Source organism: Prosthecobacter vanneervenii (assembly GCF_014203095.1).
GTDB lineage: Bacteria > Verrucomicrobiota > Verrucomicrobiia > Verrucomicrobiales > Verrucomicrobiaceae > Prosthecobacter > Prosthecobacter vanneervenii.
In genome coordinates this window covers 1-17,340 of the sequence record NZ_JACHIG010000009.1, presented here as the reverse complement: position 1 = coordinate 17,340, position 17,340 = coordinate 1, and the positions used below count along the sequence as shown (strand labels likewise).

Genomic DNA, 17,340 nt, shown 5'->3' with positions numbered 1-17,340 from the left:
ACCCTCACGCCCGCACCGGCTGCGCCTGCAGCGCGGCCATCGAGAAGCGCTTCATCAGACTGCCGGCTGCCACATACCCAAAGCCAAACAGGAAGAGCAGCAGGAAGGGGATGCTGCCCCACTGGCCGCGCTGGGCGGCGAGGGCGATCATCCAGCCGAAGTAGCCGGTGAGCAGGACTTCGATCCACAGGGCGATGGATTTGCCGGCTTTGTAGAGCGGGCGCTGTTTCGCGGCCTGGGCCTTGCTTTCCACGCCATACTTCGGTGTGCGCACAAATTCCGAGGACTGGTTCATGAGCGCCTCCAGCACGGCCTTGCCGTTGTTGATGCTCATGCCGATGCCGAGCGCCAGCAGCATGGGCACGTAGGGCAGGGTTTTCAGCCAGCCGCCGCGCTGCTGCGCACCCTGGGCCGTCATGTAGAAAATCACGACGCTGAGGGAGGCGAAGAAGAACACCGGCACGTCCACAAACACCGCCTTGTGCCAGGAGCTGCCCATGACGAAGTTCGCCGGATACATCAGCACCAGCGTGCAAAGCGTGAGCAGGTAGGCAAAGTTTGAGGTCAGGTGGGAGGTGGCCTCGATCTTGAGACGCAGAGGGATGTCGCTGCGCCAGACGTCCATGAGGATCTTTTTGCACACCTGGATGCTGCCCTTGGTCCAGCGGTGCTGCTGGCTCTTGAAGCCGTCCATGTCCGGAGGCAGCTCGGCGGGCACGACAACGTCTTTGAGGTAGATGAATTTCCAGCCCCTGAGCTGGGCGCGGTAGCTGAGGTCCAGATCCTCCGTCAGTGTATCGTGCTGCCAGCCGCCGCCGTCTTCGATGGCCTTGCGGCGCCAGATGCCGGCGGTGCCGTTGAAGTTGAGGAATTCGCCATGGCGGCTGCGGGCGGTCTGCTCCAGCACCAGGTGCCCGTCCAGAAACAGGGCCTGCAGCTTGGTGAGGAGGGAGAAGTCCTTGTTCAGGTGCCCCCAGCGGGCCTGCACCATGCCCACCCGCTCGTTGGAGAAGTGGTGGATCACCTGCTTCAGGTAGTCGGGCGCGGGCTGAAAGTCGGCGTCAAAGATGCAGATGTACTCGCCCTTGGCGGTGGCCATGCCTTCGTCCAGCGCACCGGCTTTGAAGCCGTGGCGGTTGGTGCGGTGGCGGTACTCGATGTCGAAGCCCTGGGCCTTGAGGTCGGCGGAGAGCTTCTCAGCGTGGGGGGCGGTTTCGTCCGTGGAATCGTCCAGCACCTGGATCTGCAGGCGGTCGCGGGGGTAGTCCAGGGCGCTGACGGTGCGCAGCAGGTTTTCCACCACATGGAGTTCGTTAAAGATGGGCAGCTGCACCGTCACGAAGGGCAGTTCCTTGAACTCATAGGCAGGCACGGGCACGTCGTCACGGTGCTTCCAGAAGTGATATAACACCTTGATTCTGTGCGCACCAAAGGCGGACAGGGCGGTGAAGACGAGGATGTAGCTGGTAAACCAGAAAAAGTTATCCCACACAATCATATCGGGAAGGGGAGGCGGGCCATGGGGGCGTCATCAATCTCCACCAGTCACCAAGAATCAAGCAGCAATTCGGGTGCCAGCAGGAGAGGGATTTTTGAGGTCGGGGTAGTTATAAAGATGAATTTGCGGGCAGGCTTGGCGCGATCAAGGCAGGTGACGGAAGGAAGGTACGCAGTATGGGGGAGGGAACTCTCCAAAGGAGGAGCTGCTTTGCTGGCGCTCAGGGCCAAACTCGCCATCATGCCCCGCATGGCCACTGAACTGCGCGACTGGTACGACACCCCTCTTTACTACGACATCGTCTTTGATGATGGCACGGTAAAGGAGGCCGACTTTCTGGAGGGGGCCATGGCGCGCTACGCACGGCCTGGCAAGGGGCGCCGCCTGCTGGAGCCCGCCTGTGGCAGCGGTCGGCTGGCGCTGGAACTGGCGCAGCGCGGCTGGGAGGTGTGCGGCTTTGATGGCAATGCGCACATGACGGCCTTTGCCCGGCAGCGGCTGGAGGGCGCAGGCCTTCAGGCCCGGCTCTGGGAGGATTGGATGCAGAGCTTTACCCTGCCCAAGGGGGTGAAGGGCGGCTTTGATCTGGCCCACTGCCTGGTCAGCACCTTCAAATACCTCCACACGGAAAAGGACGCGGCCGAGTGCCTGCGGCGAGTGGCGGCGGCACTGCGCCCCGGCGGCCTTTTTTGCCTCGGACTGCACCTGACGGACTATGACCGTGGAGGCTCCGAGCACGAGCGCTGGGTGGCACGCCGTGGCAGGATCGAGGTGGTGTGCAACACCCACACCTGGCCCGCCGACCGCCGCACCCGTCTGGAAAAACTGCGCACCCGGCTCAAGATCACGGACTCAGGCCGCACGCACACGCAGGAGACGCGCTGGGAGTTCCGCACGTACAATGCCGCTCAGCTCCGTGCCCTGCTGCGCAAGGTGCCCGAGCTGGAGCTCATGGAGTGCTATGACTTTACCTGCGACCTCCAGGAGCCCCGCCGCCTGGACGACAGCTACGCCGACGTTCTGCTGGTGCTGCTGCGGCGGTAGGGACGGCTCAAGCGGCCTATTTCGCGGTCAAGATAGGCATTTTTGCACTAAGGTATTGCTTTAGCCGGGCCGGTTTCGGTAGGATGCTGATTTCCTGTGGTGCTCCGGACTTCTGAAATTTCGCACAAATTTCTAATAAAGTGGACTGTGGGAAGTTAGTCAGATGACGCCGCCAACCACCATGCGCCCCCGTCTTTTCATCCTTCTCTCTGCGGTGCTCGTTGCAGCCGCTTTTTTTGCTTTTCGTGCCACCCGCCAGCAGTCTTTGACCGTGGAGGGGCACTCCTGCTGCCCTCCTGAGAAAAGCCGCACGCGCCAGACTCCAGGCCCTGTCCACGCCAGCACGCTGAAGCCTGGCAAACCGAAGGCGGAGGCTGTGGAAAGCACCGAGGCAAAGATCCAGTCGAACGGCGAGATGGCCGCCTTCACCAGATGGACGCAGGACTATCTGGAGGCAGCGCCCGAGGATCGTGCCAAGATGGTGGAGGAAGGGGTGAAGCTGGCGCAGGCGCGCCGGCCGGTGATCAAGCAGCTCATCAAGGATGATCCGAAGACGGCGCTGGAGCGCGCGGTGCCGATGGTGGTGCGGCAGCAATTGCCGACTAGCATCGTCTCGCTGTTGGAAAAGCGTTTGAATGGAGTTGCCGCCATTCAAGTGTTTAAGGGGGTGCCCGCACCTGGTGAACCGTTGCCGAACAAACCGGTGATGTTTCGTGAGGCAGAGTTTAAGGAGGGGGGGACATACCGCGCGTATGTCTATGGCTCGCTGGAACAAAAGCTTTCGAACTCGCCTGGTGTCTCTCTGAATGGCATCGCTGTCGACTCGGACCTCGCGGTGAATGATTCACCTTCTCGTCAGCTCGAGCCAGGCGAAAAACTGTCCGCAGAAAAGCCGCTTGTTGCGATTTGCCCGATCTCGGGCCTGAAGACCGAGGCGGAAGGTTTGCAGCCGGGCGATGCAGTGAGCGAGACGGCCAACATTGTCGAGACAGCGACCGAGATCGTGAGCCTATGCGGCGGGTATCACCGAGATCCGTTCAACCAAACCATCATCTGGGGCGAAGGCGTGAGCGGCGGTGTGTTTGGTTACTCTGGGAATTTGCCGTCCGCACCGACGCCATCGCTCGGCACCTTCAAGGTGCTGGCGATCCCGATGACGTATGCAGATACCAACAAGGTGCCCGCGACCGAGGCGGAGCTGTCCGCCGTGATGCGTGACTGCGGCGAGTTTTTTTCCAAGGCATCGTTTGGCAAGCTCACGATGCTCGGCGTGGTAACGCCACCGGTGAAGTTGCAGCACAATGAAGCCTGGTATGTGAATCGTGACACCTCGAACGGCGGAGACATCAGCGGCACCAGCCTGGAGCATCAGCATGCGCGTGAGGCCGCGCGGCAGCTCGGCTATGATTGGAATGACTACGATTGCATCGTCGTGCGGCACAACGGTGGCCCTGGCTCCTACGGTGGTCTTGCCAGCGGCAATCTCGTTTGGGCACGCGACAACACTCTGCGTGTATGGTGCCACGAAATGGGCCACACGTTTGGCCTCGCTCATGCCAACTTCTGGGACACCGCCGGCACCAGCAGCATCGGCGTGGGTACCAACGAAGAGTATGGTCACGACTACGACATGATGAGCGGTGCGAGCACGACCCTGGCACACCATTACAATTCACAGGCGAAGAATCAGGTGAGGTGGCTGCCGAGCAACTTCATTCAAAACGTCACCCAAAGCGGCCTCTACCGCATCTACGCGATGGACACCGGTCTGCTGCTGCCAAGCCGCGCGTATTCGATGACGATTACGAAGGACACGCAGCGTGTTTATTGGGCCGATGTCCGCACCTTGTTTGACACGAACCCGTGGATCAAGAACGGCCTCTTCCTCGGCTGGCGCTTTCCGAACGGCGGCGCGAGCAATCTCCAGCTCATCGACAGCACGCCGGGTTCACCGTTTCTCAAAGAAGACTCGCCCATCTCACTCGGCAGCACGTTCTCGGACACGGAAACGGGCATTCACATCACCACCGTCGCGATGAATGATTCGCCGCGCTACATGGATGTGGCGGTGAACTTCGGTTTCTTCCCGACCAACAACGAACCAACGCTCACGCTCACGGCCTCGAACACATCGGTGCCCACCGGAGCCACTGTGACGTTTACGGCAACTGCCGCTGATGCCGATGGCGATACGCTGGCCTACTCCTGGCAAAACTTCGGCGACACGTCAGTGAAGGTGGTTTCGCCAAACGCACCCACGATGTCGCGCACCTTCCCGACTGCGGGCAGTTACGTGGTTACGTGCACGGTGAGCGACATGAAGGGCGGCACGGCGTCGCGCAACGTTTTGATCACGGTCGGCAATGGGAATTCCCGCTACGCCATCAGCGGTCGCATCACCAATGCTGGTGCTGGCGTTGCGGGGGTGACTGTGCTCGCCAACGGTGCCAACGGCGTGGTCACGGACACTGATGGCTACTACATCATTCCCAATCTCTCGGCGAACAGCTACTCGATGACGCCGCTGCTCTACGGCTTCAACTTCAGCGAGCGCTTCAACAACAACATTGTCGTCGGCCCCAGCGCCACGGGTGCGGACTTCGTGGCTACGCCGAGTTCGTTCGTCACCATCACGGCAACGAATCCAAACGCGAACGAGCTTGCACCCGTCACCACCGGCAGCTTCCGTCTCACCCGCACGGGTGATCTTGGCTCTGCGCTGGTGGTCAATGTCAATGCCGCATCGGGTGGCGCGACCAAGGGCACGGACTACACATTTGCTCCCGACTACGCCACCGGTTCGCAGGGTTTCAGTACTTTCACGATTCCGGCGAACTCGGCGACGCTTGATGTTGTCGTCACACCATTGGTCGATGCGCTGGTGGAAGGTCCTGAGACCGTGATTCTACAACTCGGTCCCGGCGTTGGTTATCTGGCCAGCAATCCATCGACGGCGACCGTCGTGATCAATGACGATGACACGGTTTTGCCCAAAGTATCGCTCGCTGTGTCGAAGGGCTCAACGATTGAAAACAGCGGCGTGCCGATGAGCTTTACGTTCACCCGAACGGGTTCGACGGGAGCCGACTTGATTGTGCCTTACAGCATTGGAGGGACGGCGACGAACGGCACGGACTACACGAGCTTGAGCGGTTCGATCACGATCCCGAACGGCTCGGCATCGGCGACGCTGAGCGTATCACCCATCGACGATGCCTTGACCGAACCCGTTGAAACGGTGGTGCTCAGCATCACGACGGGCGCGAGCTTCATCGCTGATCCGCTGGCGCTGAGCGCCTCGGCAAACCTCGTCGATGATGAAGTGCAAACGGTGAGCGTGGTGGCGACGGATCCTGTGGCGCAGGAGATCGACCTGACGCAGCCAGGCGCTGTGGCGAACACGGGAACCTTTGTCATCACACGCACGGGTGACACGACGAATCCGCTCACCGTTTACTATGCGATGAGCGGCACGCCAAGCACCGGCACGCCCGCATTGCATGGCGTGGACTATGAGCAACTGCCTGGTTTGGTCACCATTCCGGCATCGCAAACGCAGGCAACCGTCACGATCATCCCGCGCTACGACACGATCGGTGAAGGTCCGGAAACAGCGGTAATCACGCTCGGCGCGGGTTCCGCAAACTATGTCGTCGGCACGCCGAACGTCGCCACTGTGACGATTAATGACGCGGCGGGAACCGTGCCTTACATCGACGTGGAGAACATCGGCGCAGTCACCGAGCCAAGCACGACCGGAACCTTTCGCTTTACGGTGCGTGGCGATCTGACCACGCCGCTGATCGTGAACTATTCACTCAGTGGTACGGCAACGAACGGCGTGGACTATGACAGCGGATCGGTTTGGAATCCGCAAACATCCAATACAACGTCCACGCTGAATGCGGTGTGGGCGGCCGATGCGAACAATGCCTGGGCCGTGGGTGCCGGAGGCACCATCATGAAATGGGATGGCACAAGTTGGAGTGCGCAATCATCCGGCGTGACCTCCAGCCTGAACGCCGTGTGGGGCACCAGCGCCACCAGCGTGTGGGCCGCGGGCGACGGCGGTGTCATCTTGAAATGGAACGGCACTGCCTGGAGCGCACAGACTTCAGGCACCACGAACATCCTGCGTGCGGTCTGGGGAACGTCCGCCACAAGCATCTGGGCCGTGGGAGATGGCGGCACGATTTTGTTCTTCAACGGCACGGCCTGGAGCGCGCAGACGTCTGGCATTGCCACCGCGCTCTACGGGGTGTGGGGCAGCTCCGCGACCAGTGTGTGGTCAGTGGGTGCGGGCGGTGTGATCCGCTTTTGGAACGGCTCGACGTGGGCGGCACAAACCTCGCCCACGACCAATACGCTGCGCTCGATTACCGGCAGCAGCGCGACGAGTTTGTGGGCTGCCGGTGCGGCGGGCACGCTTCTGCGTTCGACCACCGGCACGAGTTGGAGCACGCTCACTTCTCCCACGACTCAAGACCTTTCCGGCATCTGGGCAGCCGATTCGAGCAATGCCTGGGCCAGCGGCAGCAACGGCGTCATTCTGCGCACCACCAATGCCACGACATGGACTGCGCAAGTCTCCAATGCCGTGCCAGCACTCAGCGGAGTGCGCGGCATCAGCACCGCCAATGTCTGGGCCGTGGGCGCCAGCGGCACCATCGTGAACTACAACACCGCCGCGAGCATTCCGCTGTCGGGCTCGTTCACCGTTCCACTGGGGATGAGTGTCTTTGACATGATTGTGCGTCCCATCGACGATGCCGTGGCGGAGGAGTTGGAGAATGTGGCGATCACCATCACTCCGAGCGCCAGCTACACGACTTTTGGCCCGACCAGTTCAGCATCCATGTGGGTCATCGACAATGAGCAGCCATCGGTGTTTGTCGATACGCAAGTGGGCACTGCCGGAAGCTCGACGGTGACGGAAGGCACGACCTCAACCCCCACGAAGTTTTATGTCTCACGCACCGGTTCGACGACGGCGGCACTCGCTGTGAACTTCACGCTCGGTGGCTCTGCGACGGCTGGCACTGACTACACGGTGACGACAGGTGCGAACCTCACCTTCAGCGGCAACACCGGTACTCTCACCATCGCAGCGGGCGCCCTTGGAGGTGATATACCGCTCGTGATCACCAACGACACCACCTTTGAAGGCACTGAGACGATCACCTTTGACTTGGCTGCCGGCTCGTATGGGCGTGGTCCTGGCACGCTGATGTATCTCGCCGACAATGAGACGAGCACAGCCTCGGTCGGCTTCCAGGCGTCGTCGTCTGCGGTCAATGAGAACGCGGGCACGGTGAACATCCCCGTCACGCTCTCATCCGCACAGGCGGCGCCAGTGAGCATTGATTATGCGCTGGGCACGAATACGTCGGGTTCGAGTTCCAGTGTCAGCACGCAGGCGCTGCCTTACTGGGTGCGCGTGGTGCGCGCGGGATCGAGCCTGACGTTCTTCGAGTCCAACGATGGCAGTGCGTGGGTCCAGCGCGGCGGCACCGTCACGCTGAGCGGTTTGTCTTCGTCCACCTATTACGCAGGCATTGCGCTTGGGTCGGCATCGTCCTCCGTTTCTTCGACGGCATCGGTGGACAATTTTGCCATCACCGGTCTCGATGCTGGTGCCACCGTCGGATCAGAAGGTGCGGTGAATCTCAGTGCCGCCACGGGTTCGCACACCAACACCAGCGGCGTTTACAGCATCACAGCCACCGGCACCGGACCGGGCGGTGGTGCGACGACTGATCAATTCAGGTTTGTCTATTTTCCTGTTTCAAATTCGGCGAACTGCACTGTTACCGCACGCCTTGCGAGCCAGACTGCAACAAGCACCGGCGCCCGGCTCGGCGTGATGCTGCGTAACGATGTGACCAATGCAGGTGCGATTTACGCCGCTTCGCTGGTGCATGGCACGGGTGGTTTTCTCAGCGGTTCACGCGCAACCCTGAATGCTGCAGCAGCCACACAGACGGCGGTGACCACGCCGATTCTTTCCAAGTGGTTCCGCCTCCAGCGCTCGGGTGATGTTTTCACTTCATCGCAGTCAAATGACGGCACCACCTGGGTCAGTGTCGGCACCACGCAAACCATCGCGCTCGGTCCCACAACACTTGCCGGCATCTTCTGCTCCGCGCGCTCAGATGGCACCGTTGCCACGGCGACGTTTGACAATGTGAGCCTTACTGGCAGCGGCACTCTTCAGGGACGGGATGTAGGGTTCGTCAACGTCGATGGCTCGGAGAGCTTGAACGGCGGCGTGTGGACGGTGAATGGATCGGGTTCCGGTGTGAGCACTGGCGGAGACGAGGGGCGCTTCGTCGCCAGAGAAGTCAGCGGTGACTTCACCTTGATTGCCAGGCTCACGAGTCTGTCGGGTGGCGCCAGCAATGCGCAGGCAGGTGTGATGATGCGCACGGACCGCAACGGCTACGCACGTGACTTCTATGCCGGCTGGTCGAACTCCCTGGCCATTGAACAATTCTACCGCACGCAATCCGTCTCGAGCGCCTTCGGCTCCGGCGTCGATTACACGTTCGCACCTGGCACGCTCACCTTCGCTCCGGGCGAGACTTCCAAGAACATCAGCATCATAATCAACGACGACAACATGCGCGAGCCGAACAACCTCGTGACCTTGCAGTTGCTCAATCCCAACGGTGCAGTGCTTGGCACCAACAGCTACCACGGACTCACCATCGTCGATAACGACACCGGCTCCGCAAGCCCCTATGTGAGCTTTGCTGCGGCATCGACGACGGTGGTGGAGAACGCGGGCTTTGCCGTGATTCAGGTTAGTCTCAGCACCGCCGCGACAACGAACGTCTCCATCGACTACTCCATGGCGGACGGCACGGCATTGAGCGGCAGCGACTACACGGGTGCCAGTGGCACGCTGAACTTCGCTGCGGGCGATACAGTGAAAACGATCACCGTGCCGATCCTTGATGATGGCATTGTCGAGAGCGCGGAATCGTTCACACTCACACTGTCCAATCCCGTCGGATTGCTGACGAGCAGTATCACCACGCACACCGTAACGATCAATGACGACGACCTGCCGACCGTGAGCATCGTCGCGAATGATCCCAACGCTTCTGAGACCGGACCCGACAACGGGCAGTTCACCATCAGCCGCTCCGGGCCGACGACCTCCCCGCTGACCGTTTTGCTCGCGCGCAGCGGCACCGCGACGAGCAGCACGGACTTCACCGCGATAGCCACACCCTTGAGCTTTGTGATCCCCACCGGACAGACCAGCGCGACGCTGGATGTGGTGCCGGTGGATGATGCGACCAACGAAGGCTCTGAGACCGTGATTGAAACCATCAGTGCTGACGCTGCCTATGTGATCGGGACTGCGTCCTCGGCCACGGTCACCATCGCCGACAATGATCGCAGCACGGTGACCATCGCCGCCACCGACAACATCGCCAGCGAGACGCCGGGAAACACCGGCACCTTCACCATCACTCGCACCGCACCGACCAACGTCGCGCTCACGGTGACGGTGGCGATCGCAGGCACCGCCACGAACACCACGGACTACAGCACGGTCAGCACGTCAGTCGCGTTTGCGATCAACGATGTGAGCAAGACCATCACCATCACACCCGTGAACGACTCGTTGCAGGAAGGTGATGAAACCGTGGCCGTCAACATCGTGGCTGGCGGGGGCAATTACACGATCGGCACGCCGGACGCGGCATTCGTGACGATCCAGGACAACGACAGCGCGCCGACGCTCTTCATCAACAGCCCCGGTGAACAAGGCGTGCTGCTCGCCAGCAGCAATGGGATCATCCTCAGCGCCACGGTGAGTGATGATGGACTGCCTTCGGCAACGACGCTGCAATGGACACAAGTCAATGGTCCTGGGACGGCGGCGTTTGCTTCACCGACGAGTGCGACCACCGCCGTCACCTTCAGCGTCGCAGGAACCTATGCGCTGCAACTCAGCGCCTTCGACGGATTGTTCACCAGCACAGACCAGGTCACGGTCATCGTTGGCGGCAGTCTCACGGCGGGTGATTGGATCTCGCAGGATCTCGATCCCATCGCGGCCAAGCGCGGACAAGGATTGCAGAGCGGCACGCAATTCAGCGTGAATGGCAGTGGTGGCGGCTACGCTTCGCGCGGCACCGATCAAGCCAGTGTGATGCTGCGGAGTTTGGATGGCGATGGCAGCATCGTCGCCCGACTCACAACGTTCACCACGACAGCAGCGCTTTCTGGCATAACCATCCGTGATTCGATGGCGCGCGGCGCGCGGCGCGCTGTGCTGGGTTACGTGCCCGGCACTGGGCTGCAGTTTCGTGCACGCACCACTGCGAGCTCGAGCGACACGCTCGTTGCCACCGGCACTGGGTTGACCTTGCCATTGTGGCTCAAACTGGACCGCGTGGCCGCCACCAATAACATCACCGCATCCTACAGCAGCGACGGCGTGAACTACACGCAACTCGGCACGACGACCGCGATCACGATGGACAACCGCGCGCTGTTCGGACTCACGACCACGAGCAATAGCACGAGCACCGTGGCGAATGCCGTGCTGGACAACGTCAGCACCACACCCGCGCTGAGTGGTCCGGCATTGGTCAGCGAAGACGCGACGGCATCACCTGCCGCCGCCGGCAGCGGCAGTGAGAGCGCGGGGACTTACACCATCGCGGGTTCGACGACTGGTTACTTCTACGGCTGGCAGTACTATGGTGATCTGGTCGTCACTGCGCGCCTCAACACCATGACCTCCGGCGCGGGCAGCGCCATCGCGGGCCTGCGTTTGTCGGAAGGTCTCGATGCCGGAGCTTATGTGCAGTTTGGTCGCATCGGCTCCAGTGCATACAATGGTTACTATTGGACCGTCATTGCCGGCGGCACGGGTGATGGCCTGCCGAGCGGTGTCAATAACGGCGACTGGCTGCGTGTCGTGCGCAAAGGCACCTCCGTCACCGCCTTCCGTGCGCCCAATGTGAGCGGCAGTCCAGGCACTTGGATTCAAGTCGGTCAACCACAGACCATCATCATGACCACGCCTGTGTGGGTCGGCTTCTACGTCAACAATGCGTCGGGCGTCGGACTCAACACGGCCACTTTCAGCGGCCTCACCATCGAGTCCCTCAACAAGGCGCCGATTGTCGGCATCGCCAGCACCGCCACCTACCCGCTCTCCCCCGTGCCGCTGGACGGCACCGTCACGGACGACAGCTACCCCACGCCCGTCAGCCTCAGCACCACCTGGAGCCGGCAGAGCGGGCCCGCCAGCGTGGTCTTTGCCGACGCCACGCAGGTGGACACCACCGCCACCCTCAGCCAGCCCGGCAGCTATGTGCTGCGCCTGACCGCCAATGACAGCAGCGCCCAGACCTTCAAAGACCTGACCTTCACCGGCTACGCCAAGGCCTTTGAAGTCTGGCAGGCGCAAAACTGGACCGCCTACTCCGACCCCAACGCCGCAGCCACCTACGACGCCGACCGCGACGGCCAGGCCAACCTCCTGGAATACGCCTTTGGCACCCCGCCGCAGACCGCCGGCACCTCCCCGCTGGTGTACGACACCACCGCCGTCAGCACCGACAAATACCTCCGCATCACCGTGCCGAAAAACGCCGCCGCCACCGATGTGACCTTCACCGTCGAAGCCACCAGCGACCTCACCAATCCCAACGGCTGGAGCAGCGTGGGCCTCGTCACCGAGCAAAACACCAGCACCCAGCTCATCGTCCGTGATGCCCTGCCCATGAGCGCCAGCGGCCCCCGGTTCATGCGCGTGAAGGTGGTGCGGAATTAGAGGGGAGCTTGCAGTCGTTGGCGGTTGTTTGCCGTGGTTTGCCGTGGTTTCCCAGAGCGCGGAGGCCACTCCCAGCGCTGTGGAGCGGCGACGATCCGTCGCCATGCAGAGATATCCAGGCACGCGGGTGCCCCACCCGCAAAGACGGTCTCCCCGAGAGGAGGAGTAAGAGGAAGAGGCGGAGGAAGATCTCGCGCACACGCGCAGCGCTGTGGAGCGGCGACGATCCGTCGCCCTGAAGACTCATCCAGAAGCACGGTCCGCCGCACGCAGGGCCGGTAGCGACGCGCTGCGCCGCGTCCGTAGAATCCTTCCTCCCATCGCCATCTGCTAACCTTTCCCTCATTCCCAAAGCCCCCTGCTTCCCGACCAACCACTGCCAACCACTGCCAACCATCGCAAACAACTGCAAACAACTGCACCCCCCCGCACCTCCCCCCGCACCTCACGCTGGACATTCGCCGCGAATCCGCTCCAATACCGCCCGCATGAATTCCTCCCCCCTGGCCGGCCTCCTCGCACTCGCGCTTTGCGTCTGCGCCCCCCACGCCCCTGCCCAGGCTCCCGAGCCTGCCGCCCCCGCTCCCTCCAATCCGCCCCAGCCCAAGACCTTTGAATTCAAAGACGGCGACCGCCTCGTCCTCCTCGGCAACACCGTCCTCGAGCGCGAGCACGACTACGGCTCCTTCGAGCCCCGCCTCGACCTCGCCCTCGGCGAAACCAAAGTCACCGTGCGCAACCTCGCCTGGAGCGGCGACACCGTCTTCGGCCATGCCCGCTCCTACTTCGGCCCGCCTGAGGAGGGCCTGCAGCGCCTCTCCGTGCACCTGGAGATGCTCAAGCCCACCGTCGTCCTCCTCTGCTACGGCAGCGAGCTCGCCTTCGAGCGCCTCGGCGGCCTCCCCGAATTCCTCACCGGCTACCGCAGCCTCATCGAGCTCATCCACGCCAAGGCCCCCGGCGCCCGCATCATCATCGCCACCCCGCCACCCCTTGAGACCCTCCCGCCCCCGCTGCCCGACCTCAGCGGCGAAAACAAAAACCTCTCCAGCCTGCGCGATGCCCTGCGCACCTTTGCCCTCAGCCAAAATGCCTTCTTCATCGACTGGTTTGAGCTCATGGGCGGCCTGCCCAAGCCCGGCGTCATCCGCCAGCCCCTGACCGAAAACGGCGTGCACTACACCCGTGCCGGATATGAAAAGCTCAGCGCCAAGCTCGTCGAAGGCCTCGGCCTCAAGACCCCCACCGCCCCCACCCCCGCGCTCGAGAGCCTGCGCCGCGCCGTCATCGCCAAAGACACCCTCTTCTTCAACCGCTGGCGTCCGCAGAACGAGACGTACCTCTTCGGCTTCCGCAAACACGAGCAGGGCCAGAACGCCAAGGAAATCCCCATGTTCGACCCCCTCATCGCCCAGGGCGACGAAACCATCCAGAAGCTCAAGGAAGAAGCCCTGCAGCAGGCCCGCAGGCCGTGAGGCCCCCCGCGCAGCGGAATCCTACTCGTCCTCCTACTCCTCCTCGATTCTATAGCGCCGCAGACACGAGCGGTTAGCAGTCGTTTGCCGTTGTTGGCCGTTGTTTGCAATGGTTTGCAATCGTTGATCCCAGCCCGCAGGGGCAACGGGAGTGCGGGCCTCCGCCACACCCATCCAACGACCTGCCGCCCCCCCCCCCCCCGCATTCCAAACCGCCCCGCATCTTGCACTGGCAAGTGCCCGCCTGCGGATACCTTGGCGGCCATGAACCTAAAGCTCACCGATTTCCTCTTCACCGCCTTCAACGGCATCGTCGCCGCTGTGCACCGGGGCACCGGCGAGATCCTCTGGAAATGGCAGGCCCCCTGGGGCAACGGCTTTGTCAGCCTCCTGCCAGACGGCGACCGCCTCATCGTCAGCGTCAGCGGCTACCTCTATGCGCTCGATGCCTGGTCAGGAGCTCAGATCTGGATGAACGAAATGAAAGGCTGCGGCATAGGCGTGGCCAGCCTCGCCTCCATGAGCGCCAGCACCAGCCACCCCCACCTCGCTGTTGCCGCTGCCGCCGCCCAGGAATCCGCTGCCCCCGGCACCTTCCCAGGCATGATGCCCGGCGGCATGGGCTGACCGCCACGCTGCCAACACGCCGCAGGTGTGGGGATCAAGATGATCCCCCTCCGTCGCTGTGGCAAAGCCTCTTATACCACCAGCAGTTGAAAAGGAGTCTTGATGCCATCTTAAGATGGTGATCATCACCTCCACGTCTCCCAGCCTTTCCACATTCCAAGGACGGCGCACCTTTTTCAGCGCCTGCGATACCACAGACCCGAAACTTCGGCCCCGGCACAGCGGTGCCCTACCAGCCCCTTGGCACGCGCTACTCTGGATGGTAGGGATGCGCTGTGCGCGTCCCTGGAATCCTTTGTTCCCAAGCAGCCTGCCACCTTACCGCGATCCCCCATTCCAAAAGCCCCGCCTCCCGGCGGTCTGCAGCGGTGAGGCTTTGCCTGGCTCAGAGTCAGACCTGTTTTCAACAGATTGTGGTATTACCCGGCACCCCGCCTCTGCCAAAGCCTCCGCGCCCCGAAGCGGAACAAGCGCTCTCTTTTCAACCACCCGGCTGCCTGCCCCGTCGGCTGTCCAGCTCCAGCGCTGAAGTCATTCCCAGCCCTCAGGGCCGCTCCACCACCCGCTCTGCGCTCAGCTCAGTGCCCAGGTGATTACGCCCATGCATTTGCTTGCGATCCTGGCGCACGGTAAAGTAGTCAAAACGTTCCCCCGTGCCCCAGTGCAGTTCATAGCTGTAGGTGTCATTACGGTAGCGCTGTACGCGCTTCCAGGTGCCGTCGGAGTTCACGGTGCCGTCTTCGCGGATCGTCGCCATAAAGCCATCCTTCCACCGCCACGTGCCCACAAAGGGCTCAGGCACTGGCGCGCGGCCACGGCGGTCGCCCTGGGTGTCGCGCTCATTAGCCACGGTGAAGTGGTTCGCATCTGTGTTAAAGGTCAGCACCAGGCCCACGGCATCGCGCACCGCCACGCGCACCGTGCGTGGGGCCACCACCTCCCACCTGCCCTCCCAGACGATCTTGTCCTTGTGCCAGGCGCTCATCATGCCGCCCGGGCGGAAGCGCACCGCCTGCCAAGCCCCCTGCTTCAGCACCGTGGTGCCGCCCACCTGCACCTTGTCATCCGCATTCACCCAGTCCCAAAGGGTGTTTTCCAGGCTGGCGCGCAGGCCCTCCGCCGTATCTGGCACGGAGCCCGGCGCATTGCGCGGGCTGTTTTGCAGCGCCCCCTGGTCAAAGCCCTGGCGCACCAGGTAGAGGATGTCCTCATCGCTCAGCTGGCCCGCCTTCAGCGTCACCAGCATGCCATCCACCGACTTTTTCACCACGATGTCATCGCCCGAGATCTTCTCCAGACTGGCGCGCAGCACACGGCCCTGCAGGTCGGTAAAATTGCGCTTTTCACCCGCAGCCCACCCCGGGGCCGACACTAGGCAGAGCACGGCAGCAGCCGCTGGGATGCACCTGACATTCAGAAACAGCAGAGAGCGGAAACACATGGAAGAAAAAGCAATGAGATGCCCGCATTCTGCAAAAAAACCATAAGAAGCGCAACATAAACCAGCAGGCTCCCACCCTACCGGCACATCCCCACCGCCTGCAAAGCAGCGCTCCCCCCTCGCCCCTCCGGCCAGCCAACACAAACAATCGTCAACCACAGTAAACCACCGTAAACTCCCCGCGTATGCCCGATGTCTTCACCCCGGCCAAGCGCAGCGAAGTGATGAGCCGCATCCGCTCCACCGGCAATGCGGCCACCGAGCTGCGGCTCGTGGCGCTCATGCGGGCGGCAGGCATCACCGGCTGGCGGCGTCACGTGCAGCTCTCCCTCGGCACCACCGCCATGTCAGTGCCCCCATCTTCCTCGGCCTCCCCCGCAGCCCCAGGCAAAGCCAAAGCCGGGGGCAAAGTCAAAGCCAGTGCCCCCACGCCCGCCACACGGCCCCTGCGCGTGCGGCCCGACTTCATCTTCCGCACCCAGCGCGTGGCCGTCTTTGTCGATGGCTGCTTCTGGCACGGCTGCCCCCGCCACGCCACCCGCCCCCGGCAAAACCGCAAATTCTGGGACGAAAAGATCGCTCGCAACCGCCAGCGCGACCTCCTCGTCACCCGCCGCCTGCGCCAGCGCGGCTGGACGGTGCTGCGCCTCTGGGAATGCGCCCTCACCCGCCAGCGCCAGCCGCGCACCCTGGCCAGACTGCGCCGGGCGCTGGAAAAGTAGCCCAGTTGCGCCGCAACTGGAGGGGGCAGGGGGCACCGCTTTGGGCGATGGCTTGCCGTCGGTGATCCCAGCGCCCGCGCCAGCGCACGTCCGGATGGAGCGCCTGCGTCCCGCAGGCCGTCTTCCGCGTCCTCGCGGAAGACCGTCTCGTGACCCCGCATCATCCCACAGCCCCGCGTGTCGCAACGCCCCCCACATCGCACGCCCCACCGCACCGAGCCCTCCCCTCATCGCCCGCCCCTCGCACCGCGAGCACCCACACCCCATCGCACCCCACAGACCCGCATCCCGCGAGGACGCCGGATGCAGCACGCGAGACGCGTGCGCTCCTCCCGGACACGCCCCCAGCGCCCACAAACCCACGGCAACTTTTCCCCTCTCCCAAGTTGCCACGCCACGTCCCCAAATCCTCCCCGCCGCCTTCCTCCGCCTGCCATCCGCTGCGCTGCCATTCTCTTCCCTGCCGCTTCGTTCACAGGCTCCGGCCCTCAACTCGCGCTCATGGTTGCCGGTTGCCCACCCTAAGCACGGCAACCGGCAACCACCTTAGCCTGAAGCTCATAAAGCCGATGATCAGCTCCAGCGATAGGAGACTGGAAAGCCCGGCATCAGAGCCTCCACCTTGACTCATTGTCTCTAGGCCGTGTTTGAAAACCCTCAAGAGCCATATCTGAGCCAGTCGATGACGGAGGCAAACTGAATGAGGGAGAGGAAGTGGCGAGCAAGCTTGT

7 protein-coding genes are annotated in these 17,340 nt (G+C 62.7%); 5 read left to right on the top strand and 2 right to left on the bottom strand.

What is annotated here, in order from left to right; all coding sequences use genetic code 11:
• Positions 1–4 precede the first annotated feature (4 nt).
• Positions 5–1,498 (bottom strand): cellulose synthase family protein, encoded by a 1,494-nt coding sequence (locus HNQ65_RS18770; protein WP_184341822.1) that lies wholly within the window; start codon positions 1,496–1,498, stop codon positions 5–7.
• Positions 1,499–1,747: 249 nt separating this feature from the next.
• On the opposite strand from HNQ65_RS18770, the gene HNQ65_RS18765 reads away from it, so the two are divergent.
• The 4 genes from HNQ65_RS18765 to HNQ65_RS18750 all read left to right on the top strand — a co-directional run bounded on the left by HNQ65_RS18765 (position 1,748) and on the right by HNQ65_RS18750 (position 14,446).
• On the top strand, positions 1,748–2,542 hold the full coding sequence (locus HNQ65_RS18765; protein ID WP_184341820.1) for a class I SAM-dependent methyltransferase: 795 nt from the start codon (positions 1,748–1,750) through the stop codon (positions 2,540–2,542).
• A gap of 181 nt (positions 2,543–2,723) precedes the next feature.
• Complete coding sequence (locus tag HNQ65_RS18760; protein WP_184341818.1) at positions 2,724–12,344, top strand: Calx-beta domain-containing protein; 9,621 nt, start codon at positions 2,724–2,726, stop codon at positions 12,342–12,344.
• Between the two features lie 488 nt (positions 12,345–12,832).
• Positions 12,833–13,819, top strand: a complete 987-nt coding sequence (locus tag HNQ65_RS18755) for a GDSL-type esterase/lipase family protein (protein ID WP_184341816.1) — start codon at positions 12,833–12,835, stop codon at positions 13,817–13,819.
• A 264-nt stretch (positions 13,820–14,083) separates the two neighbouring features.
• Positions 14,084–14,446, top strand: coding sequence for an outer membrane protein assembly factor BamB family protein (locus HNQ65_RS18750; RefSeq protein WP_184341814.1), 363 nt, complete (start codon positions 14,084–14,086; stop codon positions 14,444–14,446).
• Positions 14,447–14,990: 544 nt separating this feature from the next.
• On the opposite strand, the gene HNQ65_RS18745 is transcribed toward HNQ65_RS18750, so the two are convergent.
• On the bottom strand, positions 14,991–15,887 hold the full coding sequence (locus HNQ65_RS18745) for a hypothetical protein (protein WP_184341812.1): 897 nt from the start codon (positions 15,885–15,887) through the stop codon (positions 14,991–14,993).
• A 185-nt stretch (positions 15,888–16,072) separates the two neighbouring features.
• Between HNQ65_RS18745 and HNQ65_RS18740 the strand changes: the two genes are divergently transcribed.
• Complete coding sequence (locus tag HNQ65_RS18740; protein WP_184341810.1) at positions 16,073–16,609, top strand: very short patch repair endonuclease; 537 nt, start codon at positions 16,073–16,075, stop codon at positions 16,607–16,609.
• The last annotated feature ends 731 nt before the right edge of the window (positions 16,610–17,340 follow it).

Excerpts from the sequence above, each read along its gene's own strand:
- HNQ65_RS18770 (WP_184341822.1), bottom strand. The coding sequence starts at position 1,498 with ATGATTGTGTGGGATAACTTTTTCTGGTTTACCAGCTACATCCTCGTC.
- HNQ65_RS18765 (WP_184341820.1), top strand. The coding sequence starts at position 1,748 with ATGGCCACTGAACTGCGCGACTGGTACGACACCCCTCTTTACTACGAC.
- HNQ65_RS18760 (WP_184341818.1), top strand. The coding sequence starts at position 2,724 with ATGCGCCCCCGTCTTTTCATCCTTCTCTCTGCGGTGCTCGTTGCAGCC.
- HNQ65_RS18755 (WP_184341816.1), top strand. The coding sequence starts at position 12,833 with ATGAATTCCTCCCCCCTGGCCGGCCTCCTCGCACTCGCGCTTTGCGTC.
- HNQ65_RS18750 (WP_184341814.1), top strand. The coding sequence starts at position 14,084 with ATGAACCTAAAGCTCACCGATTTCCTCTTCACCGCCTTCAACGGCATC.
- HNQ65_RS18745 (WP_184341812.1), bottom strand. The coding sequence starts at position 15,887 with ATGTGTTTCCGCTCTCTGCTGTTTCTGAATGTCAGGTGCATCCCAGCG.
- HNQ65_RS18740 (WP_184341810.1), top strand. The coding sequence starts at position 16,073 with ATGCCCGATGTCTTCACCCCGGCCAAGCGCAGCGAAGTGATGAGCCGC.